Consider the following 26,119-nt stretch of genomic DNA (forward strand, 5'->3'; position numbering starts at 1 on the left):
GGTAATACCGGCATGGCGGTTTTTCCATCAACTCATTTGCGTCGCAACCCACGTTTTAACCGTTTTTCGAGCACCATGATCGCGCAACGATAGGTAGGCGTGCGTTACCGCAGCCACAAACTCTTTATCTTCCGGCAACTTGTCGCCAAAAATACTTTTCACCGCCAGCAGTGCCGTGACACGCTGTTCATCGTCCCGTGAGTTGCTGACGGCCTGTTGTAGTGTTTTCAGCATAGGATCGCGGATATCAATCGGTTGTTTGTTATCATCAAAACCGCTGACATAGCGCATCCAGCCCGCAACACCCAACGCCAATCCTGCATAGCTTCCGCCATATTGCAGATGCCAGCGGATAGAGTCCAACATACGCTGCGGCAATTTCTGAGAGCCATCCATAGCGATCTGCCAGGTACGGTGCTGCAGCGCCGGATTGCTGAAACGTTCAATTAACTGCCCGGCGTAAACGGCCAGATCGATATTTTTAACCTGCAGTGTCGGCGCTTGTTCCTGCAGCATCAGGTGATAGGCGGCACGGCGATAATCTTCGTCCGCCATGCAGTCATTGATATGGTCGTAACCAGCAAGATAGCCCAGATAAGCCAGGAATGAGTGGCTGCCATTGAGCATGCGCAACTTCATCAGTTCGAATGGCAAAACATTGTCCACCAGTTGTACGCCTGCAACCTCCCAATCCGGGCGGCCAGCAATAAAGTTATCTTCCACTACCCATTGTATAAAGGGTTCACAGGCAATAGCACATTCATCACGGACTCCGCCCAGCGCGGCTGCAATCTCATCCAACGTTTCCGGTGTTGCTGCCGGAACAATGCGATCAACCATCGTACACGGGAAGGTGACATTTTCGCCGATCCATTGAGCCAACTCCTGGTCGCGTGCTTTGGCCAGCCCGGTAACCGCGTTACGAACCACATGGCCGTTCTCAGGAATATTATCGCAGCAAAGTACGCTGAAGGCTGGTAGATTGCGCTGGCGCCGGCGATGCAAGGCTTCAACCAGGATCCCTGGTACCGTTGTGGGTTGAGTCGGATTGGCCAGATCCGCTTTAATCGCGTCATGTTGCAGGTCTAGCTGACCACTGCCGGGTTCAATGCAATACCCTTTTTCCGTAATGGTCATTGAAACGATCGCCACCTGCGGTTCGGCCAGTTTCTCCAGTACGGCATCAATGCCTTCAAGCTTGCGGTGAACGCTTTCGCAAACGGCACCCACCACGATAGCCTGATTACCTGCTGCGCCCTTTTCCAACACCGTATAAAGATGATCCTGTGCACGTAGTGTCTGGAATAGTTTATCGCTGCCAAACAGGCTGATTTCGCAGATCCCCCAGTCGCCTCCTTTGCGGTTGAGTACGCGGTCAGTCAGCAGCGCCTGATGTGCCCGATGGAAGGCACCAAATCCCAAATGGACAAGCCGACTGCGAAGGCTGCGGCGGTCGTACTGTGGCTGCTGCGTCTCTGCGGGCAGCGGTGAATTGGCGATAGTCTTCATCAATGGCTCCATGATAAGAAAAAAGAGCGGTCTGCAGCTTGCTGAAAGCTATCAGACCAGTTGGTCACCTGCAGGCTATCTCAGGTGCACCGATTTCCGAGTTTTTTATCTATCGCCAATTAAACAGCGCTAGAAAAATGAATAAAGTCGTTAGTCTAAAATAAGCCAGAAGCGTGCGTTGGATCAACCCGTCGACTTTTCTGTTTTGACAGCATTCAGCTAAAGAGTAAGGTTAAAGGTGAATGATATCTATCTCAATGTGGTATAACAAGATTGCTCTTATTTTGCGATCTACTTCAATACTGGTACACCATCTCTGATAACTGAACGACTTTATACAAGGATAAATAATGGAACAAACATGGCGTTGGTACGGGCCGAATGATCCGGTTTCGCTGGATGACGTGCGTCAGGCAGGGGCGACTGGCGTGGTAACTGCATTGCATCATATTCCCAATGGGGATGTCTGGCCGATTGAAGAGATCAAGGCTCGGCAGGAGCTGTTGGCTGAGAAAGGGTTGGTGTGGTCAGTGGTTGAAAGCATTCCAGTGCATGAGGAGATCAAGACTCAGAGCGGAAACTACCAACGTTATATCGCCAACTATCAGCAATCGATACGGAACCTGGCAGCCTGTGGCATTGACACCGTGTGCTACAACTTTATGCCAATCCTCGATTGGACGCGTACCGATCTGGAGTATCAATTACCGGATGGTTCAAAAGCGTTGCGCTTCGACCAGATTGCGTTTGCTGCGTTTGATCTGCACATTCTGCAGCGTGTTGGTGCAGAAAAAGATTACACCGAAGACGAACAGCGCCAGGCTAAAGCCTATTTTGATGCTATGACTGCGGCTGATATTGCCAAACTGACGGGTAATATTATTGCCGGTTTACCGGGGGCAGAAGAGGGCTATACGCTCGATCAATTCCGCGCTCGTCTGGCAGAATATGACCATATTGATAAAGCTCAATTGCGTGAAAATATGGCGGTTTTCCTGCGTGCAATTGTGCCCGTAGCTGAAGAGGTAGGCGTGCGTCTTGCGGTACATCCTGATGATCCTCCGCGCCCCATTCTCGGGCTGCCACGCATTGTTTCTACCATTGAAGACATGCAGTGGCTGAAAGCAACGGTCGACAGCATTCATAATGGTTTCACCATGTGCACTGGTTCATACGGTGTTCGGGCTGATAACGATCTTGTCAAGATGATTGAAACCTTTGGCGACCGTATTCACTTTACCCACTTGCGTGCAACTTGCCGTGAACAGAACCCGAAGACTTTCCACGAAGGGGCACACTTGCAAGGTGACGTTGATATGGTAGCCGTAATTGAAGCTATCCTGGCTGAAGAACAGCGCCGCAATAAGGCCGGGGATAAGCGGGCGATCCCGATGCGGCCGGATCATGGTCACCAGATGCTTGACGATCTGAAGAAAAAAACCAATCCAGGGTATTCGGCTATCGGGCGTTTAAAAGGGTTGGCGGAGATCCGTGGGGTGGAGCTGGCGCTTAAAAAACGTTTTTTCCCAGAGCTTATCTAGGCTGTGTCCCTTAACCGCACGCGAGCGCCGCTGGCGGTCATTTTCGCGCAGGGCAAGGCATGAGCCGCGAGGTTTGGTGGACCAAATAAGCGGCGAACAACGCCGCAATGCGCCCAAATGGCCCCAGCCCTGTGGGGCGCGCCCCAAAAGCCTGTCCTCGGTGTTGTCGGGTTTGAACAGAGAACCACTCTGCCCTTCACCCTCCGCCTTGATGACGGGCTTTTGGGTCTGCGACGGCACCACGGACAGTTAAAGGGACACAGCCTAGGCTGTTGAAAGCAGGGCGCAGGAGATGGCGCCCTCTGCGGGTAACTAGTCTGCGCGGCTCATATAGCGGCGCTCTGCAATATGAATGCGGATTTTGTCGCCAGCACTCAGGTATTCAGGTACCAAAATGGTCAGGCCGGTCGCCATGGTGGCCGGTTTGTTACGCGCACTGGCAGAAGCGCCTTTAATGCCTGGTGCGGTTTCAGTGATTTCCATATCAACGGTTTGTGGCAGTTCCAGCGCCAGAACCTGACCTTCCAGCGTTAGCACCTGCATACCCGGCAAACCACCTTCAGGAATGAACAGCAATTCATCTTCGATCTGCTCTTTCTTGAAGATATACGGCGTGTAGTCTTCGTCATCCATGAAGACATATTCTTCGCCATCGATGTAGGAGAAGTTCACTTTGCGTCGAGACAGGGTGATGGTGTCGAGAATGTCATCGCCTTTAAAACGTTCTTCGACCTTTAACCCGGAACGCACGTCAGAGAAACGCATTTTGTACAGCGTGCTGGCACCACGGGCACTTGGGCTTTGTACATCAATGTCTTTCACCAACAGCAGTTTGCCGTTGTAGTTGATTGCCATGCCGCGCTTGATTTCGTTCGCTCTTGCCATTCGATTTACCTGTCGATAATAGTTTTCAGAAGTTGCGACAAGTTACTCGCGCCGCGCCTCTCAGGCAATAGCAACAGGTAAAAAGAGTGTGGAAAAGGCGACCGAGGCCGCCATTAGATTTTACTGAAACACTGGCAGCAGATTTAACAGTGTGAGTACGTGTGCGACGGCATTAATGACCCCAAACAAAATAATGAACAGGATCATGCCTTGGCCGCCTGGAGCTCGGTATTTAGCCTGTGGGAAACGCTGACGGCTGGCGCGAGCCATCATTGCCGGGACTATAACCGCCCAGATCGTGGCGGCCAGCCCGGCAAAACCAATGGCATAAAGGAAACCGTTCGGGAATAACACCGCGGCCAACGTAGGGGGCAGGAAAGTGACCAGTGCCGATTTGGTCCGGCCCGCAGTGTTATCGCTGAATTTGAAGAAATCGGCGAGATAATCGAACAGCCCCAGTGAAACCCCAAGAAATGAGCTGGCCAGCGCCATATAAGAGAAGGCATTGAGCAACTGGCTGGCGGTCTGACTGCTGGAAGCGTTGCCCATCTGCTTGAGCAGACTGCCAATATTCCCACCTTCCGCAATGACCTGCTTGAAAGCATCGCGTGCAATGTTGCCCTGAATCACATACTGCCACAGGATATAGATCCCTAAAGCCAACAGAGTGCCGTAAACAAGGCTGCGCACCACTGCACTACTGTCTTTGCGATAATACTTCACCAATCCGGGCACATTGCCATGGTAACCAAACGACGTCAGCAAATAGGGCAGCGCAGCCAGTGCATACGGCAGATAATGGGGATCGTTTTCGCCACGGTTGAATAAAATGGATGGCTGTACATGGGTAAACATATCACCCACGGACAAAATAAAAGTAATCACCATGCCACCGATCAGTATGGTGCTTAAACGATCCACCGCGCGAGTGGATAACCAGACAATAAAGGCAACCACGGTAGCAAATACCACCCCGGCTATTGTCTGACTAGTACCGACAATGTTCTCCAAGGTATGAGCAATAATTGAGCCGCCAGCAGAGACATAGGCGTAAGTCAGAATGTATAGCACGAAGGTGATAGACAGGCCGTTAAGGGTATTCCAGCCTTTGCCGAGCAAGTCTTTTACTATGGTGTTAAAGCTGGCACCGGCCGGATAATTAAGGGTAGCCTCAAGGATCATCAGGCCGGAGATCAGCATACAGGCCCAGGTATAAATCAGCAGTGCAATGGAACCACTGAACCACACACCAGATGTCACAATTGGGATAGAGAACATTCCGGCGCCAACGGCAGTACCGGCAATAATCATCGCACCACCGAGTACGGAAGGGCGAACGAGTTTCTGAATGGCGTCCGTAGACATTGTTACTCCTGATTTGCCTTGGCGGCTTTGAATTCTAATGTACTAGCTTGATGGTACATGCGCAATCTGTGCATGTAAAGACGGTATTTTTGTGTTCTGGTGTATTTTATCGACCTTGGGAAGCACGCACATGGAAATAAGGGGGAGGGGGCTAACAGTAAAATCAGCACTCCTGGCACAGTTGCCACAACCTAGTAAACGGATTCTTCTGGCGGCAATCTTGGCGGGCTGCTATTGTCCGGCATTCACTATTGCCAGCCCACCAGGAGAAGCGCTGATGGACTGCCGTCCCGACTGTGGTGCCTGTTGTATAGCACCTTCTATTTCCAGCCCGATCCCCGGTATGCCTGAGGGTAAACCGGCGAATACCCGTTGTATTCATTTGGATCAGCAGTTGCGCTGCGGGTTGTTTCATTCCCCTCTGCGCCCGAGAGTCTGTGCCAGCCTGCAGGCCAGCCGTGAGATGTGCCACGATCGCCGCGATCAGGCGTTAATCTATCTGGCTAAACTGGAGGCGGATACCGCTCCCTGACAATTTTCAGGCGTCCTTGAGCCGCCACAGGCAAAATACCGCGCCTACGACCATTGCCAGTGCAGAGTAAAATACCGCATGGTAGCTCCAGTACTCAGCCACAGGGCCGGCAATTGAACCGGCGATAATCCAGCCAACGCGAGTGGTGTTGGCAAATAGCGTGGTTGCAGCCCCCGCCTGGCCGGGCATCAGGTCTTGGAAATAGAGCATACCAATACCCGCCAGTACGCCGATAAACAGGGCATTAAGCAACTGCAGGGCGATAAGTTGCCAGCTACCGGTAATAAACAGTAGCCCGGCGTAGAACAACACGCCGGCAATCACCGCGCAGCGCATCAGGAAGCGCTTGCCAAAGCGTTTGGCGACCATACCAGCAAGCAACATGGTCGGGATCTCCAACCCGGCAGCGGTCCCCATCAGGATCCCAGCCAGTTTTTCCGGTAGGTTCAATTCCCTGACGACGTACAGCGGCATGTTGATCAAGTACATACCATTTGCCGTCCACATTAATGTACAGGCGATGAACAGGAACAAGGCATCGCGGCGGTTTCGACGCGGAGCTTCAAGCGTTGCACCCTGGGCTGCCTGGAGTTTGGGCATGGAAGGTAACATTTTCCATACCAGTCCCCCGCAAAGAATAAAGGTCGCACCAGCGGTCAGGTACATCACCTCAAATCCAAAACCTAGCGCCAGTGCAAAAGCAATCGGTGGGCCAATCACCCAGGCCAGAGAGATCTGTGCACGCAGCAGGGAACTGAACATGACTGCTTCTCGTCCGGTGCGTTCTGCATGCTCACGCGCCAGCGCAAACATCTGTGGATTAGCGGTGGAGCCAAAGCTGCTCAACACCACGCCGACAAAAAGCAGCAGAAAATAGTTTCGATTCCAGGCAAAAAGCGCGCAAGATGCAGCACCTAGCATACAGCACAGGAAAATCAGTGACTTACGGTCACCTCTTTTATCCGAACGGCGGGCCAGAAACTGGCTGACCAAAATGCCAATCACCGCACTGCCGGTAAAAAACAATCCAACCATAGTGGGGCGAGCGTTTACTTCCGTAGAGAGAAACAGGCTCAAGGTCGGTGTTTGTAAGGCACCGGCAATTCCGGTCAGAAAAGCCACGGCGATAAATGCCAGTGAAGTGAGGTTCGGTAGGCGGCGCATTGCCGTAGTTGAAGTTTGCATAGTGGTGAGTAAACAGCCAAAAAAATAAGTCGCGCATACCATACGCTTGTTTAAAAAAAACAAAAACCTGTTTCAATCAATGCAAGCGTAAAAAAGCAGGGTGTCTAAGCCATATAGAAACGGCAGGGTAATGTAGCGTCTATACTTATTAGCAAGAACTTTCACCTAAAGCTGGCGTCGAGGATATCCACTTGAACTCTGGAAACCAACTTCAGCAAATTTCAGCAAAGTTTGCGATCTGTTGCTTCAAGGGGCGATCTGTTGCTGGAAATGTGCGCAAAGTCATAAAATTATTACGCCGAAATTAAGAAAACTTGCATTTAGCAATGGCTACTCACACACTAATTGAAACGTTTCAGCGCTATCTTTTTTCCTCACTGGATGTCGATAGCGCTCCTTTTTCCCACTACAGCTGAAACGATTCAATTCAGCAGGAGAGGAGAACCATGTTCAAGTTGTCTCAGCAAGATATTCACCTTGGTGCTGCCGCCAGCAGCAAGCAAGATGCCATCAGGCAGGTCGCTGCAGCGCTGACCACCGCTGGGTGTGTTGGTGCCGCATACGTTGACGGCATGCTGCAGCGCGAGTTGCAAACGTCCACCTACCTGGGCAATGGCATCGCCATTCCTCATGGCACTACCGATACCCGTCATCTGGTATTAAACACCGGTGTACAGGTATTCCAATTCCCACAGGGTATTGAGTGGGGTGAAGGCCAGACGGCCTATATTGTGATCGGCATTGCCGCCCGTTCCGATGAACACCTGGCTTTACTGCGTCAGCTGACGCACGTACTCAGCGATGATCGTGTTGCCGAGCAACTGGCAAAAACCACTTCAGCTGAAGAGTTGCGTAGCCTGTTAATGGGCGAGAAGCAGACTGCTGAATTTCAGTTTGATATTTCACTGATTGCGCTTGATGTAGCTGCAGATTCGCTGATGACGTTGCAGGCGCTGAATGCGGGCCGTCTGCAAAAAGTGGGCGCGGTAAATGCCCAGTTTGTCAGCGACGTGATCACCCGCAAACCGCTGAACCTGGGGCAAGGCATCTGGCTGAGCGACAGCACTGAAGGCAACCTCGCCAGTGCAGCGGCCGTCAGCCGACCGGTGCAGGCCTTTGACGAAAATGGCGAACAGGTCGCGCTTTTGCTGACCGTTGCCGTTGCCGATCAACAACCTCTGGTGGTGCTGAATTACCTGAGCGATCTGTTGATGAACCATAAAGCTGAACGCTTGCTGAACGCGGATGCAGCGGGCGTGCTGGCGCTCCTCACCAGTGAAGTTGATGAACAGAGCGCGATCTTGAGTGCGGAATATATTGTGCGTAACGAACATGGTTTGCACGCTCGTCCAGGTACGGCACTGGTGAACGTAATCAAACAGTTCTCAAGCGAGATTACCGTCACCAATCTCGATGGCAGCGGCAAACCGGCTAATGGCCGTAGCCTGATGAAAGTTGTGGCACTGGGTGTGAAGAAAGGTCATCGCCTGCGCTTTACCGCCAGCGGTGCTGATGCTGAAACTGCGCTGACTGCAATCGGTGAAGCAATAAATCAAGGACTTGGCGAGGGCGCAGCATGAGCAGAAGAGTAGCAACCATTACCCTTAACCCAGCTTACGATCTGGTGGGCTTTTGCCCGGAGATTGAACGTGGGGAAGTTAACCGGGTAAAAACGGCCGGTTTACACGCGGCAGGCAAAGGGATCAACGTTGCCAAGGTACTGAAAGATCTGGGTATCGACGTTACCGTTGGCGGATTCCTGGGCAAAGACAATCAGGATGGTTTCCAACTCCTGTTCAGTGACCTGGGTATTGCCAACCGTTTTCAGGTCGTTCCAGGAAGAACACGTATTAATGTGAAATTGACCGAAAAAGACGGCGAAGTCACCGATTTCAACTTCTCCGGTTTTGAAGTTTCGCCGCAGGATTGGGAACGTTTCGTCAGTGACTCTTTGAGCTGGCTTGGGCAGTTCGACATGGTGGCCGTTAGTGGCAGCTTACCTGCAGGCGTCGCCCCTGAAGCCTTCACCGAGTGGATGGTGCGCCTTCGTTCACAGTGCCCTTGCATCATTTTTGACAGTAGCCGTGAAGCGCTGGTTGCTGGATTGAAAGCTTCCCCTTGGTTGGTGAAACCTAATCGCCGCGAACTGGAAATCTGGGCTGGCCGACCATTACCCAAATTGGATGATGTTGTAGAAGCCGCCCATGCACTGCGTGAGCAGGGCATTGCTCATGTGGTGATCTCTTTGGGGGCAGAGGGAGCATTGTGGGTTAACGCATCGGGTGCCTGGATAGCCAAACCGCCAGCCTGCGAAGTGGTGAGCACCGTTGGTGCAGGTGACTCCATGGTAGGCGGCCTGATCTATGGCCTGCTGATGCGTGAGTCTAGTGAACATACTTTACGTTTGGCCACCGCCGTGGCGGCACTGGCCGTTAGCCAGAGCAACGTTGGCATCACCGATCGTCCGCAGTTGGCTGCGATGATGGCGCGTGTCGATCTGAAACCTTTTAACTGAATATAGAAGGCATAATGAAAACACTGTTGATGATGGACAGTTCGCTCGGGCAGGCTCGTGGTCACCTGGCGAAACGTATGCTCGAAGCCGCAGCGGTCAAACAGGGGCTAACGTTGGTTGAGTCGCTGGATGAAGCTGAACTGGTTGTAGTAGCAGGGCCGTCAGTTCCTGCTGATGCAAAGCTAAACGGCAAACGCGTTTATAACGGCGATGTAGAACAGGCGGTGCGTGAACCTGAAGCATTCCTGACTCTGGCACTTGCTGAGGCTAAACCTTATCAGGCACCCGCAGCGGCACCGGCAAAAGCAGCGGGTCCAAAGCGTATTGTTGCGGTAACAGCCTGCCCAACCGGCGTTGCGCATACCTTTATGGCGGCAGAGGCCATCGAGAGCGAAGCCAAGAAACGCGGCTGGTGGGTGAAGGTAGAAACCCGGGGCTCCGTTGGGGCAGGCAATGCCATCACGCCTGAAGAGGTAGCTGCTGCCGATCTGGTGATCGTGGCTGCCGATATTGAAGTGGATCTGGACAAGTTTGCTGGCAAACCCATGTATCGCACCTCTACTGGCCTGGCGCTGAAGAAAACCGTGCAGGAGCTGGATAAGGCGCTGGTAGAAGCCGAAATATTCCAACCACAGAAAAGGGGCGACAATACCAATACGGGTAAAAAGCAGGGTGGCACTGGACCTTACCGTCACCTGCTTACTGGCGTGTCGTACATGCTGCCAATGGTGGTGGCGGGTGGTTTGTGTATCGCGCTGTCATTTGTTTTCGGTATCAAAGCGTTTGAAGAGAAAGGCACGCTGGCGGCAGCCTTAATGCAGATCGGCGGTGGGTCGGCCTTTGCGCTGATGGTGCCGGTTCTTGCGGGCTATATCGCGTTCTCTATTGCCGATCGCCCTGGTCTGACGCCGGGTTTAATCGGCGGTATGCTGGCGGTAAGCACAGGAGCAGGGTTCCTCGGCGGTATTATTGCCGGTTTCCTGGCGGGTTATGTCGCCAAAGCAATCAGCGGTAAATTGCGGCTGCCACAGAGCATGGAAGCGCTGAAGCCGATTCTGATTATTCCCCTAGGGGCAAGTCTGGTCACTGGTCTGATCATGATTTATGTCGTCGGCACACCGGTGGCGAAAATCATGGAAGGGCTGACACATTGGCTGCAATCGTTGGGAACGGCTAATGCGGTACTGCTGGGCGCCATTCTTGGCGCGATGATGTGTACCGACATGGGTGGGCCGGTGAACAAAGCCGCTTACGCCTTTGGTGTGGCACTACTGAGCTCTTCTGTTTATGCACCAATGGCCGCCATTATGGCCGCAGGCATGGTACCGCCGTTGGCGATGGGGCTGGCGACTATTCTGGCACGGCGCAAGTTTGAGAAGTCGGAACAAGAAGGGGGCAAAGCCGCGCTGGTACTCGGCCTGTGCTTTATCTCTGAAGGGGCTATTCCTTTCGCTGCCCGCGACCCGATGCGTGTTCTGCCGTGCTGTATCGCAGGCGGTGCCTTGACTGGTGCATTATCGATGGCTTTCGGTGCGAAACTGATGGCACCACACGGTGGTCTGTTCGTCCTGTTGATCCCAGGGGCAATCTCTCCGGTATTGCTGTATCTGCTGGCGATTGTGGCGGGTACGTTACTGGCAGGGGTGGGTTACGCATTACTGAAACGTTCTGAAGTGCCTGCTACCAAGGTAGCGTAAGGCTTAGCGACAAAAACCGGCTTTTCAGGCCGGTTTTTGTTTGCAAAACCCAACTGATTATTGCTGTGATTTCAGCCAGGCAATTTCCTCAGGCCAGATATCCGGGTTCACCGTCTCCAGGATCAATGGGATATTATCAAAGCGTGGGTCGCGCATAATATAGCTGAACACGGTTTTACCGATGTTGCCTTCGCCCAGACTGTGGTGGCGGTCAACACGGCTGTCAAAACCGCTCTTGGCATCGTTAAGGTGCATGCCTCGCAGATAGTTAAACCCCACAACCTCGTCAAACTCTTTGAACGTTCTCTGACAATCCTCTTCAGTACGCAGATCATACCCGCCAGCGAAGGCATGGCAGGTATCAATACAGACGCCAACGCGACTCTTGTCTTCCACGCCAGCGATGATTGCCGCCAGATGTTCAAACTTGAACCCCAGATTACTGCCCTGGCCCGCGGTATTCTCGATCACAGCGGTTACGCCCTGGGTTTTATCCAGCACGATGTTAATGGATTCTGCGATCCGCGCCAGACACAGGTCTTCATCAATCTGTTTCAGATGGCTGCCTGGATGGAAGTTCAGTAGCGTTAGCCCCAACTGCTCGCAACGCTGTACCTCGTCTAAGAATGCATCGCGTGATTTTTCTAGTGCTTCCATCTCTGGGTGGCCGAGGTTAATCAAATAGCTGTCGTGCGGCAGGATCTGCCCTGGGCCGTACCCATACTGCTCGCAGGCCATTTTAAACTTGTCAATCACCTCGACCGGGAGTGGTGCAGCCTTCCATTGGCGCTGATTTTTAGTGAACAGGGCGAATGCGGTCGCCTCTATTTCGTGTGCGCGGATAACGGCCTGATCCACGCCGCCTGAAGCGCTGACATGTGCACCGACAAACTTCATTCTGATTCTCCTGTGTTATCGCGCTCATTATGGCATTGATAGACCAAGGATTGAATGGCAGGGGAAAAGAAGCAGGCCCATCGATGGAAGACGGGCCTGAGAAGGGGAGATTACAGCAGATTTTGTACCACTTGATTGATTGCCGCGCCGCCGAAGACCAGCCATACGAACAGCACGGTTGCCAACAGAATAGGTTTCACGCCAGCCTGGCGTACCGCACTGATGTGAGTAGTCAACCCCAGTGCCGCCATCGCCATCGCCAGCATCCAGGTATCGAGAGTAACAATGTGCTGCACCAGCGCTAGCGGTATCAGGTTGAACGAGTTTAATCCTGCCACGGCGATAAACAACACCGCAAACCAGGGAATGGTGATAGCCGATTTTTCGGTTTTGCATTCACTGTTTGCGCTGCGGCTGATGTAGCCGGATAGCAGCAACAAGAACGGGGCCAACATCATTACGCGGATCATCTTGGCTATTACCGCTGCATTTTCAGCATCCGGGCCAATGGCATGACCGGCAGCAACAACCTGAGCCACTTCATGAATGGTTGAACCGGCATAGATACCGAAGGTTTCTTGGGTAACTGGCAGCCATTGGAAATGCGCATTTAACTGGTAAAGCCATGGATAAGCAAAGATAGCCAGCGTACCAAATACCACTACCGTAGAGACGGCTACCGCAACTTTACTGGAGTCAGCCTTCAGGACCGGTTCGGTTGCCATCACGGCTGCGGCACCGCAGATACTGCTACCAGCACCAATCAACATAGTCGTCTGGTTGTCGAGGCCGAATACTTTTTTCCCTAACCAACAGGCCAGCAGAAAGGTACTACTCAGCGTGAGGGCATCAATAAGGATACCCGTGGCCCCGACGTCAGCAATCTGCTGGAAGGTCAAACGAAAGCCATACAGAATAATGCCCAGGCGCAACAGTCGCTGCTTGGCAAGCTGCACGCCAGAATGGCAAGTAGGTTGCAGTAATGGGTAGAGCGTATTACCGACGATAATGCCGAACAGGATTGCCAGCGTCAGGGCACCCAAGCCCAACCCGGCAACCCACGGAATGTTACCTGCCCACACTGCTAGAGCCGTTAATGCGCCAGTCAGCAGCAAACCCGGAATTAACCGTGGCAATCCAAATAGGGGAAAACGCTGTTCGGGATAGGTTATGGGGGTATCGATCGCCATTTGTCAGTCCTCTTTTATATTCTTGACTGCAATGATAAAAGCGCACGATATAAAAGAGAAATTGATTATATATTTATAACCAATCGAAATTACTGGTTAGACATTATCTGGAATTATTTGCATTCGCCGGGCTGAATGCGTTAAACGTGATAACCTTAAAGATGAAACAGGCTTTTTATATCGAGAATGTTATGCATATCACTCTGCGCCAATTAGAAGTCTTTACCGAGGTGCTGAAATGTGGTTCAACCACCCAGGCTTCAGTAGAGTTGGCTTTATCGCAATCGGCAGTCAGCGCGGCGTTGTCCGATCTGGAAGGGCAGCTAAAAGTGCAATTGTTTGACCGGGTAGGCAAACGATTGGTCACCAATGAACACGGCCGTTTGTTGTACCCTAAGGCGTTGGCATTACTTGAGCAGGCAGGGGAAATTGAACAGTTGTTCCTACACGACAGCGGGGCACTGCGCATTGCTGCCAGCAGCACTATTGGCAACTATATGCTGCCGGAAATGATTGCTCATTATCGGAAAGATTTCCCGTCAACGCCTCTGGAGTTGAACGTAGGCAACAGCCAGGAGGTGATTGTTGCCGTTGCCGATTTCCGTGTTGATCTCGGGCTGATAGAAGGGCCGTGCCATATGCCGGAATTGGTGACGCAGCCGTGGCTGGAAGATGAGCTGGTAGTATTTGCCGCACCCGACAATCCGCTAATAGGCAAGCCATTGACTCTGGAGACCTTGGCAAGTGCGCCTTGGATCCTGCGTGAACGAGGATCCGGCACGCGTGAGGTGCTCGATCATCTACTGTTGGCACACTTACCTAATTTTCAGTTGGTGATGGAGTTAGGCAATTCTGAGGCGATCAAGCATGCTGTACGCCACGGTATTGGTATCAGTTGTCTGTCGCGACGCGTGATAGCAGAACAATTGGCCAGCGGTGTGTTGGTGGAACTCAAGATACCTTTACCTCCCCTGACGCGGACCCTATACCTGATCCATCATCGCCAAAAGCATATTTCGAACGCGTTACAGCGTTTCTTAAGCTACTGCGTTGCACCAACGTCCGCATAAAGCGCCAAACCTTACCATTCTGAGAATAAGATGAGGGATTAGGCACACCGCTAATAATTGTGACTGGATTATGAAGCTATCTTATATCGTAGCAATGTCACTAGTCTGCTTAGCGGTATTTGTTACAATTCGGCCTCATTTTTTAGAGCAGATAGGGTAAGAATGGCTCAGCAGGATATAAAAACAGCGGGGCAACAAGCCCCCGGATTGCGGCGTGAGCTGAAAGCGCGGCACTTAACCATGATTGCCATTGGTGGTTCCATTGGTACTGGCTTGTTTGTCGCTTCGGGCGCAACGGTTTCTCAGGCGGGCCCCGGTGGCGCACTTCTCTCCTATGCCCTGATCGGCTTGATGGTCTATTTCCTGATGACCAGCCTGGGTGAATTGGCGGCATTTATGCCGGTTTCCGGTTCGTTTTCCACCTATGGTGCCAAGTATGTCGAGGAAGGCTTTGGCTTCGCATTGGGGTGGAACTACTGGTACAACTGGGCGGTCACCATTGCCGTTGACCTGGTAGCATCGCAATTGGTGATGAACTACTGGTTCCCAGATACGCCAGGCTGGATCTGGAGCGCACTGTTCCTTGGCCTGATGTTTATGCTGAACTACATCTCGGTTAAAGGGTTCGGTGAGGCAGAGTATTGGTTCTCCCTGATCAAGGTAAGCACGGTCATTATCTTTATCGGCCTTGGCGTGCTGATGATCTTCGGTATTCTGAAGGGGGGTGAGAACGCTGGCTGGCAGAACTGGACTATCGGCGACGCGCCTTTTGCTGGGGGCTTCTCGGCAATGATCGGTGTGGCAATGATCGTCGGCTTTTCCTTCCAGGGGACCGAACTTATCGGTATCGCCGCCGGGGAATCTGAAGATCCGGGCAAAAATATTCCACGAGCCGTGCGTCAGGTGTTCTGGCGTATTCTGCTGTTCTACATCTTTGCCATTCTGATCATTAGCCTGATCATCCCTTATACCGACCCTAACCTGTTGCGTAACGACGTGAAAGACATCAGCGTCAGCCCGTTCACGCTGGTATTCCAACACGCAGGGCTACTGTCTGCGGCGGCGGTGATGAACGCAGTGATCCTGACGGCGGTACTGTCTGCCGGTAACTCAGGTATGTATGCCTCAACGCGCATGCTGTTCACGCTGGCTTCGGAAGGTAAAGCTCCGCGCATCTTTGCCAAACTGTCGAAAGGTGGCGTGCCGCGTAATGCGCTGTATGCAACCACCGTGGTGGCAGGACTGTGCTTCCTCAGTTCCATGTTTGGCAATCAGTCTGTCTACCTGTGGCTGCTGAACACCTCGGGTATGACCGGCTTTATCGCCTGGTTGGGGATTGCTATCAGCCACTATCGCTTCCGCCGTGGTTACGTGCTGAAAGGGCTCGACCTTAACGATCTGCCATACCGTTCTGGTTTCTTCCCACTGGGGCCAATGTTTGCTTTCGTGCTGTGTTTGATTATCACGCTGGGGCAAAACTATCAGGCATTCCTGGAAGACAAGATTGACTGGTACGGTGTGACGGCGACCTACATCGGTATACCACTGTTCCTGATTATCTGGTTTGGTTATAAGTTCACGCGCGGCACCCGAGTGGTGAAGTACAGTGAAATGGAATTCCCGAAATGGACATCTGGTAAGCAGTAGTCTGGTATCACAAATAATAAGGGCCGCTATCTTGCGGCCCTTATCAATTAGAAGTTGTAAGTCATACCGAGGGTATAACGGCGTCCATCCAGCGTAGTGTTGAAATTCTCATAATCCACGCGCTTGTCCAGAATGTTGTACACACCGCCGCTGACCTGCAGGTTTTTGTTGGCCTGATAGCTAAGCCCCGCGTCAACAAAGGTGTAGGACGGTGTACTGACCGCCATCGAAGTCCGGCTGAGGTATTCAGAAGTCTCGCTACGGAAGTTAACCCGCGACCACAGGCTGACATCCTGCGTTGCTTTCCAGTCCAGCACGGTGTTGATCATGTGCTTAGGCATCTGGTTCAGTGCCTTGCCCTTGAACTGACCACTTTTCTGCTCGGAATCGGTAAAGGTGTAGTTGGTGGTTAATTTCCAATCTTTAGTAATGTCCCAGCCTGCGGTTGCTTCAATCCCACGCATATTGGCCTCATCCACGTTGACGCGATCGCTGATGAAATCATAGTGGGTATCACCGATGGTGCAGATTGAACCATCTGAATTGTCGCAACTGCGTACTTCGGTGATCTTGTCTTTAAAGTCGGTGTTAAACAGTGTAATACCCGCATTCAGCCCCTGCTGGCTATCCCACAGCAGAGCCACTTCCTGGCTCAGGCTTTTCTCTGGTTTCAGATCCGGGTTGCCGACAATGATCCCCGATCTTACGCCGCCGCCGGTTATCTGCCCCCAGTTGGCGGAGGATTGTCGCAGATCCGGTGAACGATAACCCGCCGATACGCCGCCTTTAAGTGTCCACTGCTCGGCCAGATGCCAAACGCCGTACACTCTTGGCGTCCAATGGCTGCCGTAGTTCTGATCCTGATCCATGCGTAACCCACCGGTCAGGCTAAAATCATTGGTCAGTGCCCATTCATCCTCGGCAAACAGTGCCCAGCTCCAACGGGTCAGTTGGTTCAGCCCCTGCGCAGCTTTGAGCTGGTTGCCAGCATCGCCAAGCTTTTCATAGCGGTATTGCCCACCCAGGCTGAGCAAGTGCGTATCAAGATCAAACTGCGTCTGAGTGTTGAAAATGGTGTTGTACATCTTCATGTCGCGCCCAGGGTTATTACTTTCTTCGCGCTGCAAATAGCTGGTGCTGTGACCAAAATCGTAACTACCGTTATGAGTGATGGAATAGTTGGTACGCGTATACAGGGTTTCACTAGCTTTGTTGGGTTCGCATTTACCTCTATTGCATTTTTCCGGTGCCACGGATTTACCCGGTGTACTGTTGCGATCCTGCAGTGAGCGGCCAATTTCAAAATCGAAGTCATTCTTCTCGTCAGGCGTCAGGCTGAACACAGCAGTGCCGCTACGCATCCGTTGCTCGTTAAAACCGTTAACGATGTGATCCTCAGCGCGGCGTGACAGCAAACCGTTAATCCGCAGGCCCAGCAACCCGTCAATCAAAGCCCCGGAAGCAAAGGCGTTAGTCTGAAAGATATCGCCGGAATCACTACGTTCCTGAAAGGTAGTATCGCCCTGCAGAGAACCGGTCCAACCTTTAGTTGTGGAGGTTTTGCGCGTGATGATATTGATTACCCCGCCCATGGCATCGGAACCATAGAGTGAGGACATTGGCCCACGGACCACTTCAATACGTTCGATGGCCTGTAGCGGTGGTAACCAGCCCTGTTCAATCCCGGCATTATCGCTATTGGGGCGTATGCCACGGGTGTCTACCCGTTTGCCATCGACCAGGATCAACGTGTACTTGGAGGACATGCCGCGAATGCTGATATCGCTGCTGCTGGCACCACCGGTAACAACGACGCCCGGCACGTCTTTCAGCGCATCGGTCACGTCCCGATAGGCGCGAGTCTCAAGCTGCTGGCGCGGGATCACCGAAATTGATGCTGCTGAATCTTGAATTCTTTGTTGGAAACCGGAGGCGGTGACCACCATGGTGTCTTGTTGTGCGGCAATCGCACTATTGCTGGCGAGTACTGCGAGGATCAATGCGGTCAACGTGTTGTAGCTTGGTTTTTCCATGAGAGAAATATTCCTGGCCCGAGGTTAACAGAATGTCTGTTAGCTAATTGATTTAAATAATAATCACTCCACATTATCTAGGGGTATTCTGCTCCGTAGATAATGCGTGAGGGCATTGTAAGGATTTTAATAGGAATGTAAATGCAAATGATAACTCGTATCATTTAACTATTTATAGTAAGGGGAAATAGAAGACATAGTGAACAATAGGGGGAGCCATTAGACCGGCGCGACCGATTTACGCGCCGGGAGTGTCAGCCTTTCTGAATGTCGGTGATCGCCAGTGCCGTTCATCTGGGGGGATTTGCAATGCGTGAAACGAACACTGGGCAGTTCAGTAAATCCGGTATTGGTGTCAGAAAGTTGTAGGTGTGTGCGCGCTGATAATTTTGCAAATGCGCGTTGAGGTATTGCTGAAGCTGTGAGGTATCCCGGTATTGATCGCATAGCTTTGGCCTGCGCTCAGCAGATAGGTCTGCCCGTTAACCGTCAACATAATTTCCCCCTCAAGCAGCGTACCGATCTCTTCACCCTGATGCTTGATCTTCTCGCCAGTGGTCGTGCCGGGCTGATAGGTTTCCAGCATCATGGCCAGGTTGCGCGTCGGACTACCATTATGTACCAACCTCATGGACACCCCTTGACTGCCGATCTCGATCAAATCTTCCGGTTCGATCACCACTTTGGGGTCATCTGCCCGCTCAGGTTCAGCAAAAAATTCAGACAGCGATAACCCATAGACCTTTAACAGTTTCTGCAACGTACTGATGGCTGGGCTCACTTTATCCTGCTCAATGGTACTGATGGCACTGTGGGTTAATCCGGACAGTTCGGCGACCCTGCGCTGTGACAGACCCAACTGCTGACGGATCTGCGCCAAACGCTTGCCTGGTGCCAAGCTGACTTCGCTCATAGCGGTAGTTCCTTTTGGTTGGAGAGACAGGCGCGGGGCTGTCAACCTGTCTGAGTAGTAGCGATATGACATGATACCGTTAGTTTGGCTGCTATTGGAAAATATATTGCCCAAAAACAGCCTTTCTGTGGGCCGAATTTTATACGGTAAAAAACAGAATAACGCCTTTTTGGTCAATATTTTATCAATTTAGCAGCCCGTAGCGAATAATCAAACGTGATTGTAATATTTGCAAAGCATTTATGTTAAAGCTATGTTTCATTGTATGGATGTTATTTCGAGCGCCAATCTGTGGCGCATTCTGTAGAGAAATCAAACCATGTGTTGAGTAAACCGGTAAGCGGATGCGAAAGCATTCCTCAGAGTACAACGGCGGGTGACGTATGCAAACCAATAGCGCAGTAGTTGAAGATTTTGCACAGCATAATGAAGATAGGCGAAGTAGCGCGTTCCAAAGTGAAGTCATTCACTATTTGGAACGCCACCCAGCCACGCAATATATTGATATCCTCCTTACAGATCTTAATGGTTCTTTCCGCGGTAAACGCATTCCCATCTCCGGTTTGAAAAAAATAGAAAAAGGTTGCTACTTTCCGGCGTCGGTATTTGCCATGGATATTCTTGGTAACGTTGTGGAAGAAGCGGGTCTGGGCCAGGAGTTGGGGGAGCCGGATCGGATCTGCATGCCAGTACTTGGCACGTTGACACCTTCTGCTGCTGACCCCGAGCACATCGGTCAGGTATTACTGACCATGCTTGATGAAGATGGTACTCCCTTTGACGTTGAACCCCGTAATGTTCTCAACCGGGTATGGCAGGCATTGCGCCAGCGCGGGTTATTTCCGGTGGTAGCGGTAGAGTTGGAGTTTTATCTCATTGATCGACAGCGAGATCTGCACGGTGATCTGCAGCCACCCTGTGCACCGGGCACTCAAGAACGTAACGTACAGAGCCAGGTTTACTCACTGGACAATCTGAATAATTTTGTTGAGGTGTTGAACGATATTGACACCTTGGCACTGCTGCAAGGTTTACCGGCGGATGGCGTGGTAGCTGAAGCCTCTCCAGGCCAGTTTGAAGTGAACCTTAATCATACCGACAATGTACTGCAAGCCTGCGATCATGCTCTGGCGCTAAAACGTCTGGTAAGACAGGTCGCTGAGCATCACAGTATGCATGCCACCTTTATGGCCAAACCATACGAGGATTATGCAGGTAGTGGAATGCATGTGCATATCAGCATGGTAGACAGCGCGGGTAAAAACCTGTTTGCCGATCAACAGGGGGAAGACTCTGCGCTGCTCAAGCAGGTATTGGCTGGCATGATCACCCTGATGCCTGCCTCAATGGCTCTGTTGGCTCCCAATGTGAATGCTTTCCGTCGTTTCCAGCCCGGCATGTATGTGCCTTGTCAGGCCTCCTGGGGGCATAATAACCGTACCGTGGCACTGCGCATTCCCTGCAGCGATGCAGAAAACCACCGCGTGGAATACCGTGTTGCGGGTGCCGATGCCAACCCATACCTAGTGGTCGCGGTGATCCTGGCGGGTATGCTGTACGGATTGGATAACGAACTGCCACTGCCTGAACAGGTTACAGGTAATGGATTGGAACAGGATGGCGTTCCATTCCCGATCCGTCAGAGTGACGCCTTGTACGAGTTCGAGCATCAACAGGAATTGACCCATTATCTGGGCGAGCGTTTTTCCCGCGTTTATCACGCCTGCAAGATGGATGAACTGATGCAGTTCGAACGGCTGGTGACGGAAACTGAAATTGACTGGATGCTGAAAAATGCTTGAAGCCGATTTCGCCGAGAAAACCTCCTGAGCCTATGCCTTTGGCTAAAATGGCGGGGTGGAAATGGAGGTGATTCAACGGATGACGCAACAAAGTCAAAAGAATTTGTATAAGAAGGTTTCTAAGGCTTGTTTTATTGCAGCCTAATGGTGCAAAATACGCGAAATAGAGATAGCCGACGTTTTAACGCGTCGGTTATTTTTTTGCGTTACGTTTTACACATGTGCATTTCATACACCAAGCGAGGCCGGACATAGAGCCGGATAGATAAATAGGTTCGTCGCGATCAACCAAAACTCTATGGTCGTGACTCATGAGGATAAGAAAGATGGGGCAATTTTTCACTTTAGCACCGGTTCACGCCGGTTTCCGCTGCGGCCGCAGCGATTATGGAGCAACCAAGGCAGTTTCGCCTCGTTATCCAGCTTCCCTTATCCCCCTTTTAGAATTTAGTCGCACGTTGCGAAGTTTCCCCGCAACCTTAAGTCTAGGCGTGTCTATTACCCGCAAGGCTGAAGGTAAGGGGGGGCTTAGCGATGTCCGATAACATCATCACTGCCGCACCAGCGGGCCAACGCGTCCAACTGCGTAAAACTCTGACTTTAGTCCCGGTTGTCATGATGGGATTGGCGTATCTGCAGCCAATGACCATCTTTGATACTTTCGGTATTGTATCCGGCCTGACCGACGGTCACGTCGCCACTGCCTACGCCTTTGCTCTATTGGCGATCCTGTTTACCGCCCTGAGCTATGGCAAGCTGGTCCGGAAATTCCCTTCAGCCGGTTCTGCTTATACCTATGCACAGAAAGCCATCAACCCGCATGTCGGCTTTATGGTGGGCTGGTCATCTTTGCTCGACTATCTGTTCATGCCGATGATCAACATTCTGTTGGCGAAAATTTACCTGGAAGCGATTTTCCCAGGTGTGCCTTCATGGATCTTCGTCTTGGCATTGGTTGCCCTGATGACCATTTTCAACCTGCGTGGCATCAAGCTGGTTGCCAACCTGAACTCCATTATTGTTGTGGTGCAGGTAGCGATTATGATCGTGTTCCTCGGCTTGGTGATCAATGGCATTTCGAACGGTGAAGGTGCGGGTACCTTGGTCAGTAGCCGTCCGTTCTGGTCCGACGATGCGCACGTAGTGCCAATGATTACTGGTGCGACTATTTTGTGCTTCTCGTTCCTTGGTTTTGATGGCATCAGTTCGCTCTCTGAAGAAACCAAAGACGCAGAGAATGTGATCCCGAAAGCGATCTTCCTGACGGCATTAATCGGCGGCATCATCTTTATCGTGGTGTCGTACTTCGTGCAGTTGTACTTCCCGGATATTTCGCGCTTTAAAGAACCCGATGCATCTCAGCCTGAAATCATGCTGTATGTTGCTGGCAAGTTCTTCCAGTCGGTGATCCTGGTGTTCTCTTGCGTTACCGTATTGGCTTCCGGTATGGCTTCACACGCTGGCGTATCCCGTCTGATGTACGTAATGGGCCGTGACGGGGTATTCCCAGAGCGTTTCTTTGGTTACGTACATCCGAAATGGCGCACTCCCGCTCTGAACGTGTTGCTGGTGGGGGCGATAGCGTTGTCTGCAATATCATTCGATCTGGTGACGGCAACCGCGTTGATTAACTTTGGTGCACTCGTTGCGTTCACCTTTGTCAACCTGTCGGTGATCTCGCAGTTCTATATTCGCGACAAGCTGAACCGCACGGTGAAAGAAACCTTCAATTACCTGATCTTGCCGGTAATGGGGGCTCTGACCGTCGGGGCGCTGTGGATTAATCTGGAATCCAGCTCTATGACCTTGGGGCTGATTTGGGCGGCTATTGGCCTGCTCTATCTGGCTTTCGTAACCCGCAGCTTCCGTCTGCCAGTACCGCAGGCAAGTGAAGATCTGGCTTAACTGAAGATTTTCCAATAGTAACAAAGGGCGCTTGGCGCCCTTTCAGACTGCTGACAAACCTCGTTATTAGGGAGAGCGTGCCGATGGGGTCGTAACGGCGTAAGCCGTCGGAGCGCCTCTCGGTGCGCTAGGCCCGGGTATCTCGGGTCAAAAGGCGACTTTGTCATCAACCTCAAAGGGCGCTCGGCGCCCTTTGTTGTCTCTGCTAACCAACCAACTGTTTACCGTAATCAAATAGCGCTTTGAGCAGCGCCGTTTTCTCTTGATTACCTTCATGCAGGTTATACAGTGCTTCCAATTGCAGTAGATAGTTCTGCACCCGTTCAGCATTAAGCACCGCCTGACGATGTTGCAGCCAACGGCGCTGTTCAGCATCATCCAGCGTATTCGGGTAACTGCGAGCACGATAACGGAATAATAGCTCCTTCATTCGGCTATCGCTGAACGTCAAATCCAGTGCTGGCAGATTCTGCGGTTTTGTTTGCTGGATAATCTTCATTGCCGCTTTGTCGGCATCGCTAAAGAAACCGTCGTAGAGTCTGGCATCTACATCATCGGACGGGGTGAAGGGTTCGGCCTCGGCAAACAGCGCGACTACTTTCTCGCGGATTTCCGGATGTTGGCGTAGCACCTTCAGATTCTCAAGGCAGGCCTGACGGTCGATCCCTAAGCGGTCGGCATTTTCCGGCAATAGCGTCTTGGCCGGAGCCAGCACCGGGCATTTATTGATATGGACCAGCTTAATTGGTACCGCAGCCTGATCCTTATCCAACCGATCACGTCGCGTATAGAGACGTTCGCGTAGCTCATCTGCATCAAGCTCCAGCAGCGGTGCCATATCCCCAGCCAAATCGCACATAATGACGGCATTTTTGTTATCCGGGTGCCAGGCCACAGGCGAAACCCAACTGGTATTACCGCGAGCTGCACCGAACATGCCGGAAACATGGACCAGCGGTGTCATATCCGCAATATCGATTAGCTGATTCAGTTTGTGCTTATTGCGATGTTGTAGCAGGTAATCAAACAGCCGTGGCTGCGCCTGCTTCACCAACTTGGCCATGGCAATGGTGGCATACACGTCGGACATGGCATCGTGCGCATGAGAGTGCTCTACACCGTTGGCGCGGGTCAGGTGCTCCAGGCGGAAACTGGGGAAACCCTCTTCATTTTCCGGCCAGATGATCCCTTCCGGGCGCAAGGCATAGCAAGCACGCATCACATCCAGCAGATCCCAACGTGAGTTACCGTTCTGCCAACTATAAGCGTAGGGATCGTAGAAGTTACGGTAGAAGAGATTGCGGCTGACTTCATCATCAAAACGAATGTTGTTGTAACCAAGAATACAGGTTCCCGGCACGCTGAATGCTTCGTGGATCCGGCGCGTAAATTCCGCCTCATTAACCCCATTGGCAAGCGCCTGCTGTGGTGTGATGCCGGTGATCATCACTGCTTCAGGGTCGGGTAGGTAGTCATCGGCCGGTGCACAATAAAAGACCTGCGGTTCTTCGATGATGTTGAAATCCATATCGGTACGCACCCCGGCAAACTGTGCCGGTCGATCCATCGACGGGCTTTTACCGAAGGTTTCGTAATCGTGAATGTAAAATGTGGCCGGTGCCTTGCTGCTCAAAATCGCATCTCTTCGTTGGCGGAGGGAATTGGCTCCTATTGTAGCGGCGAGATAAGCGATGCCAAGCTTCCCGTTCACTTTAAACTGAAAAATAAGCGGGGGCATACCTTATGATAGTGGTTCAAACGTCGATAAAACTGCTACCGTACCGGTTTGATTTTTTTGTTTTTGGTTTTGGTTAACTATCTGTTCTTGTGGATTATGTTCTCTCGAATGGAAATTACTCTTGCTGAGCGAATTGATGCTAACAATCACGGCCAGCCAAAATAAAGTACAAAATATTAATACGCTACACCAGACTTTCTTGTTATAACTCATTATTACTCCGTGCCAAAAGGAATTGCTTGATTGTGGCAATTAAACCAGATGCAACATTAATGTAATATAAACAGACAGAACAGAGGCATTGGTATAGAACAAAGTGTCTTTTACTAATGGCTCCTGTGCTTTAAAGATACCGAAAAAATCGTTAATAGAGTTTCTATTTAATTCTGGTTTAAAAGTACGGGCATACAATCCATCACATTCAATACCAATGATAGGTATCCAACATGAAAACGCTGTTGTTGACTGGTGCTACCGGTTTTCTCGGTGGTGCGGTTCTTGAAAAATTACTTAATGACAATCAATGTGTTAGATTTATACTTTTGGTGCGGGCAGAGGATGAGCAGCAGGGTTTAGACCGTATTAGAAATAATATGGCAAAATTTAATATTGATGAGATTATTCTGGCTAAATTGACGACGGAAAATATTTTATTGGGTGACTTAAGTGAACCAGAGTCTTTTTTATCGGACAGACGGATTAACCAGGTCACTCATGTAGTGAATTGTGCTGCTGTTGCTTCATTCGGTAATAACCCACTTATTTGGAAAGTTAACGTTGAAGGTACATTAGCTTTTGCACAAAGAATGGCGCAAGTGAAAGGCCTAAAACGATTTTTGCATGTGGGAACGGCAATGTCTTGTGCCCCAGAACCAGGCTCGCTGGTAGCAGAAAGCGCCGAGTTTGAGGAAACCGCCGAACATTTAGTGGAATATACCCGCTCTAAGTCAACCATTGAGCAACTGATGCGGAAAACTTGCCCACAATTGCCGCTGGTGATTGCGCGGCCTTCGATAGTGGTTGGTCACACGCGCCTGGGATGCAAACCTTCCAGCAGTATTTTCTGGGTGTTCAGTATGGCGCTGATGCTGCGTAAGTTCATGTGTTCATTACAGGATAACATTGATGTGATCCCTGTGGACTATTGCGCCGATGCGCTGGTGATGTTACTCAACAGTGATAACTTGGATAATGATGTTTACCATATATCGGCTGGTGAAGAGTGTAGCGTCAGCTTCGCAGACATTGATGATGCTATTGCCGCTGCGTTGGAGAAGCCCCCTGTAGGGGACCATTACGCGCAGGTCAGTTACGAGGCTTTATTACAGATGCGCAGGCAGTTGAAAGATATTTTCGGGCCGTGCAATGAACGTTTGATGCTGAAGGCGATGCGCTTATACGGTTCATTTGCTATGTTGAACGTACGCTTCAGTAACGAAAAAATCCTTAAACTGGGTATGCCAAAACCCCCACGTTTTACCGATTATATTGGGCGCTGCGTGCAATCGACACGCGGGATGTCGATACCGCAACAGATGGTGGTAGATTTCAAATAGATGACAGGGTATCTATACTCTTCATACTTCAAGTTGTTTGCATGTTGCCTGCGTTAAACTGTGGCTGAACAAGGTTTGTACTGCCAACGGGCACAAATAGCGGGTCAGATCATGAAGCAGGCGCATCGGTATAGGGAAG

At 51.4% G+C, this 26,119-nt stretch carries 19 protein-coding genes; 10 read left to right on the top strand and 9 right to left on the bottom strand.

Annotated features, from left to right (window positions below):
* Nucleotides 1-27: 27 nt before the first annotated feature.
* A complete protein-coding gene (locus SAQUA_RS09020) occupies nucleotides 28-1,509 on the bottom strand; it encodes a mannitol dehydrogenase family protein (protein ID WP_380672752.1) in 1,482 nt (493 codons plus the stop codon).
* 350 nt (nucleotides 1,510-1,859) lie between these two features.
* Between SAQUA_RS09020 and uxuA the strand changes: the two genes are divergently transcribed.
* On the top strand, nucleotides 1,860-3,050 hold the full coding sequence (gene uxuA, locus SAQUA_RS09025) for a mannonate dehydratase (protein ID WP_380672754.1): 1,191 nt from the start codon (nucleotides 1,860-1,862) through the stop codon (nucleotides 3,048-3,050).
* A 312-nt stretch (nucleotides 3,051-3,362) separates the two neighbouring features.
* On the opposite strand, the gene yeiP is transcribed toward uxuA, so the two are convergent.
* Together yeiP and mtr are read right to left on the bottom strand one after the other, a co-directional pair.
* Nucleotides 3,363-3,935 (bottom strand): elongation factor P-like protein YeiP, encoded by a 573-nt coding sequence (gene yeiP / locus SAQUA_RS09030; RefSeq protein ID WP_380672756.1) that lies wholly within the window; start codon nucleotides 3,933-3,935, stop codon nucleotides 3,363-3,365.
* Between the two features lie 120 nt (nucleotides 3,936-4,055).
* Entirely contained in the window at nucleotides 4,056-5,300 is a 1,245-nt protein-coding gene (gene mtr, locus SAQUA_RS09035) for a tryptophan permease (RefSeq protein ID WP_380672758.1), read from the bottom strand.
* Nucleotides 5,301-5,577: 277 nt separating this feature from the next.
* On the opposite strand from mtr, the gene SAQUA_RS09040 reads away from it, so the two are divergent.
* Nucleotides 5,578-5,832 (top strand): YkgJ family cysteine cluster protein, encoded by a 255-nt coding sequence (locus SAQUA_RS09040; RefSeq protein WP_380672760.1) that lies wholly within the window; start codon nucleotides 5,578-5,580, stop codon nucleotides 5,830-5,832.
* Nucleotides 5,833-5,838: 6 nt separating this feature from the next.
* Here the strand turns inward: SAQUA_RS09040 and SAQUA_RS09045 are convergent, their stop codons facing one another.
* Nucleotides 5,839-7,017, bottom strand: a complete 1,179-nt coding sequence (locus SAQUA_RS09045; RefSeq protein ID WP_380672762.1) for a sugar efflux transporter — start codon at nucleotides 7,015-7,017, stop codon at nucleotides 5,839-5,841.
* Nucleotides 7,018-7,463: 446 nt separating this feature from the next.
* Between SAQUA_RS09045 and fruB the strand changes: the two genes are divergently transcribed.
* The 3 genes from fruB to fruA are packed head-to-tail and all read left to right on the top strand — an operon-like array spanning nucleotide 7,464 to nucleotide 11,229.
* Nucleotides 7,464-8,597 (top strand): fused PTS fructose transporter subunit IIA/HPr protein, encoded by a 1,134-nt coding sequence (gene fruB / locus SAQUA_RS09050; RefSeq protein ID WP_380672764.1) that lies wholly within the window; start codon nucleotides 7,464-7,466, stop codon nucleotides 8,595-8,597.
* Nucleotides 8,594-9,532, top strand: a complete 939-nt coding sequence (fruK, locus tag SAQUA_RS09055) for a 1-phosphofructokinase (RefSeq protein WP_380672766.1) — start codon at nucleotides 8,594-8,596, stop codon at nucleotides 9,530-9,532. The genes fruB and fruK overlap by 4 nt, the downstream gene beginning before the upstream one ends.
* A 14-nt stretch (nucleotides 9,533-9,546) precedes the next feature.
* On the top strand, nucleotides 9,547-11,229 hold the full coding sequence (gene fruA / locus SAQUA_RS09060; protein WP_380672768.1) for a PTS fructose transporter subunit IIBC: 1,683 nt from the start codon (nucleotides 9,547-9,549) through the stop codon (nucleotides 11,227-11,229).
* Nucleotides 11,230-11,286: 57 nt separating this feature from the next.
* Here fruA and nfo read toward each other — a convergent pair whose 3' ends face one another.
* Together nfo and SAQUA_RS09070 are read right to left on the bottom strand one after the other, a co-directional pair.
* Nucleotides 11,287-12,126, bottom strand: a complete 840-nt coding sequence (nfo, locus tag SAQUA_RS09065; RefSeq protein ID WP_380672770.1) for a deoxyribonuclease IV — start codon at nucleotides 12,124-12,126, stop codon at nucleotides 11,287-11,289.
* Nucleotides 12,127-12,236: 110 nt separating this feature from the next.
* A complete protein-coding gene (locus SAQUA_RS09070; protein WP_380672772.1) occupies nucleotides 12,237-13,316 on the bottom strand; it encodes a YeiH family putative sulfate export transporter in 1,080 nt (359 codons plus the stop codon).
* 191 nt (nucleotides 13,317-13,507) lie between these two features.
* On the opposite strand from SAQUA_RS09070, the gene yieE reads away from it, so the two are divergent.
* The gene (yieE, locus tag SAQUA_RS09075; RefSeq protein ID WP_380672774.1) at nucleotides 13,508-14,386 is read left to right on the top strand and encodes a DNA-binding transcriptional regulator YeiE; all 879 of its coding nucleotides are present in this window, start codon (nucleotides 13,508-13,510) and stop codon (nucleotides 14,384-14,386) included.
* A gap of 162 nt (nucleotides 14,387-14,548) precedes the next feature.
* Nucleotides 14,549-16,033, top strand: a complete 1,485-nt coding sequence (locus tag SAQUA_RS09080) for an amino acid permease (protein WP_380672776.1) — start codon at nucleotides 14,549-14,551, stop codon at nucleotides 16,031-16,033.
* A 47-nt stretch (nucleotides 16,034-16,080) separates the two neighbouring features.
* On the opposite strand, the gene SAQUA_RS09085 is transcribed toward SAQUA_RS09080, so the two are convergent.
* Together SAQUA_RS09085 and puuR are read right to left on the bottom strand one after the other, a co-directional pair.
* Nucleotides 16,081-18,066, bottom strand: a complete 1,986-nt coding sequence (locus SAQUA_RS09085; protein WP_380672777.1) for a ligand-gated channel protein — start codon at nucleotides 18,064-18,066, stop codon at nucleotides 16,081-16,083.
* A gap of 355 nt (nucleotides 18,067-18,421) precedes the next feature.
* The gene (puuR, locus tag SAQUA_RS09090; protein ID WP_380672779.1) at nucleotides 18,422-18,979 is read right to left on the bottom strand and encodes an HTH-type transcriptional regulator PuuR; all 558 of its coding nucleotides are present in this window, start codon (nucleotides 18,977-18,979) and stop codon (nucleotides 18,422-18,424) included.
* Nucleotides 18,980-19,362: 383 nt separating this feature from the next.
* Between puuR and SAQUA_RS09095 the strand changes: the two genes are divergently transcribed.
* Together SAQUA_RS09095 and SAQUA_RS09100 are read left to right on the top strand one after the other, a co-directional pair.
* Entirely contained in the window at nucleotides 19,363-20,781 is a 1,419-nt protein-coding gene (locus SAQUA_RS09095; RefSeq protein ID WP_380672781.1) for a glutamine synthetase family protein, read from the top strand.
* 534 nt (nucleotides 20,782-21,315) lie between these two features.
* A complete protein-coding gene (locus SAQUA_RS09100) occupies nucleotides 21,316-22,686 on the top strand; it encodes an APC family permease (RefSeq protein WP_380672783.1) in 1,371 nt (456 codons plus the stop codon).
* 205 nt (nucleotides 22,687-22,891) lie between these two features.
* On the opposite strand, the gene sbcB is transcribed toward SAQUA_RS09100, so the two are convergent.
* Nucleotides 22,892-24,319, bottom strand: a complete 1,428-nt coding sequence (sbcB, locus tag SAQUA_RS09105; protein ID WP_380672785.1) for an exodeoxyribonuclease I — start codon at nucleotides 24,317-24,319, stop codon at nucleotides 22,892-22,894.
* Between the two features lie 551 nt (nucleotides 24,320-24,870).
* On the opposite strand from sbcB, the gene SAQUA_RS09110 reads away from it, so the two are divergent.
* Entirely contained in the window at nucleotides 24,871-25,980 is a 1,110-nt protein-coding gene (locus tag SAQUA_RS09110; RefSeq protein WP_380672787.1) for an SDR family oxidoreductase, read from the top strand.
* Nucleotides 25,981-26,119 lie beyond the last annotated feature (139 nt).

Origin of the sequence: Serratia aquatilis, from assembly GCF_044865145.1 — a bacterium.
Taxonomy (GTDB): Bacteria; Pseudomonadota; Gammaproteobacteria; order Enterobacterales; family Enterobacteriaceae; genus Chania; species Chania aquatilis.

Bases quoted from the DNA above. Each gene is read 5' to 3' on its own strand.
- SAQUA_RS09020 (WP_380672752.1), bottom strand. From the start codon at position 1,509: ATGAAGACTATCGCCAATTCACCGCTGCCCGCAGAGACGCAGCAGCCA.
- uxuA (WP_380672754.1), top strand. From the start codon at position 1,860: ATGGAACAAACATGGCGTTGGTACGGGCCGAATGATCCGGTTTCGCTG.
- yeiP (WP_380672756.1), bottom strand. From the start codon at position 3,935: ATGGCAAGAGCGAACGAAATCAAGCGCGGCATGGCAATCAACTACAAC.
- mtr (WP_380672758.1), bottom strand. From the start codon at position 5,300: ATGTCTACGGACGCCATTCAGAAACTCGTTCGCCCTTCCGTACTCGGT.
- SAQUA_RS09040 (WP_380672760.1), top strand. From the start codon at position 5,578: ATGGACTGCCGTCCCGACTGTGGTGCCTGTTGTATAGCACCTTCTATT.
- SAQUA_RS09045 (WP_380672762.1), bottom strand. From the start codon at position 7,017: ATGCAAACTTCAACTACGGCAATGCGCCGCCTACCGAACCTCACTTCA.
- fruB (WP_380672764.1), top strand. From the start codon at position 7,464: ATGTTCAAGTTGTCTCAGCAAGATATTCACCTTGGTGCTGCCGCCAGC.
- fruK (WP_380672766.1), top strand. From the start codon at position 8,594: ATGAGCAGAAGAGTAGCAACCATTACCCTTAACCCAGCTTACGATCTG.
- fruA (WP_380672768.1), top strand. From the start codon at position 9,547: ATGAAAACACTGTTGATGATGGACAGTTCGCTCGGGCAGGCTCGTGGT.
- nfo (WP_380672770.1), bottom strand. From the start codon at position 12,126: ATGAAGTTTGTCGGTGCACATGTCAGCGCTTCAGGCGGCGTGGATCAG.
- SAQUA_RS09070 (WP_380672772.1), bottom strand. From the start codon at position 13,316: ATGGCGATCGATACCCCCATAACCTATCCCGAACAGCGTTTTCCCCTA.
- yieE (WP_380672774.1), top strand. From the start codon at position 13,508: ATGCATATCACTCTGCGCCAATTAGAAGTCTTTACCGAGGTGCTGAAA.
- SAQUA_RS09080 (WP_380672776.1), top strand. From the start codon at position 14,549: ATGGCTCAGCAGGATATAAAAACAGCGGGGCAACAAGCCCCCGGATTG.
- SAQUA_RS09085 (WP_380672777.1), bottom strand. From the start codon at position 18,066: ATGGAAAAACCAAGCTACAACACGTTGACCGCATTGATCCTCGCAGTA.
- puuR (WP_380672779.1), bottom strand. From the start codon at position 18,979: ATGAGCGAAGTCAGCTTGGCACCAGGCAAGCGTTTGGCGCAGATCCGT.
- SAQUA_RS09095 (WP_380672781.1), top strand. From the start codon at position 19,363: ATGCAAACCAATAGCGCAGTAGTTGAAGATTTTGCACAGCATAATGAA.
- SAQUA_RS09100 (WP_380672783.1), top strand. From the start codon at position 21,316: ATGTCCGATAACATCATCACTGCCGCACCAGCGGGCCAACGCGTCCAA.
- SAQUA_RS09110 (WP_380672787.1), top strand. From the start codon at position 24,871: ATGAAAACGCTGTTGTTGACTGGTGCTACCGGTTTTCTCGGTGGTGCG.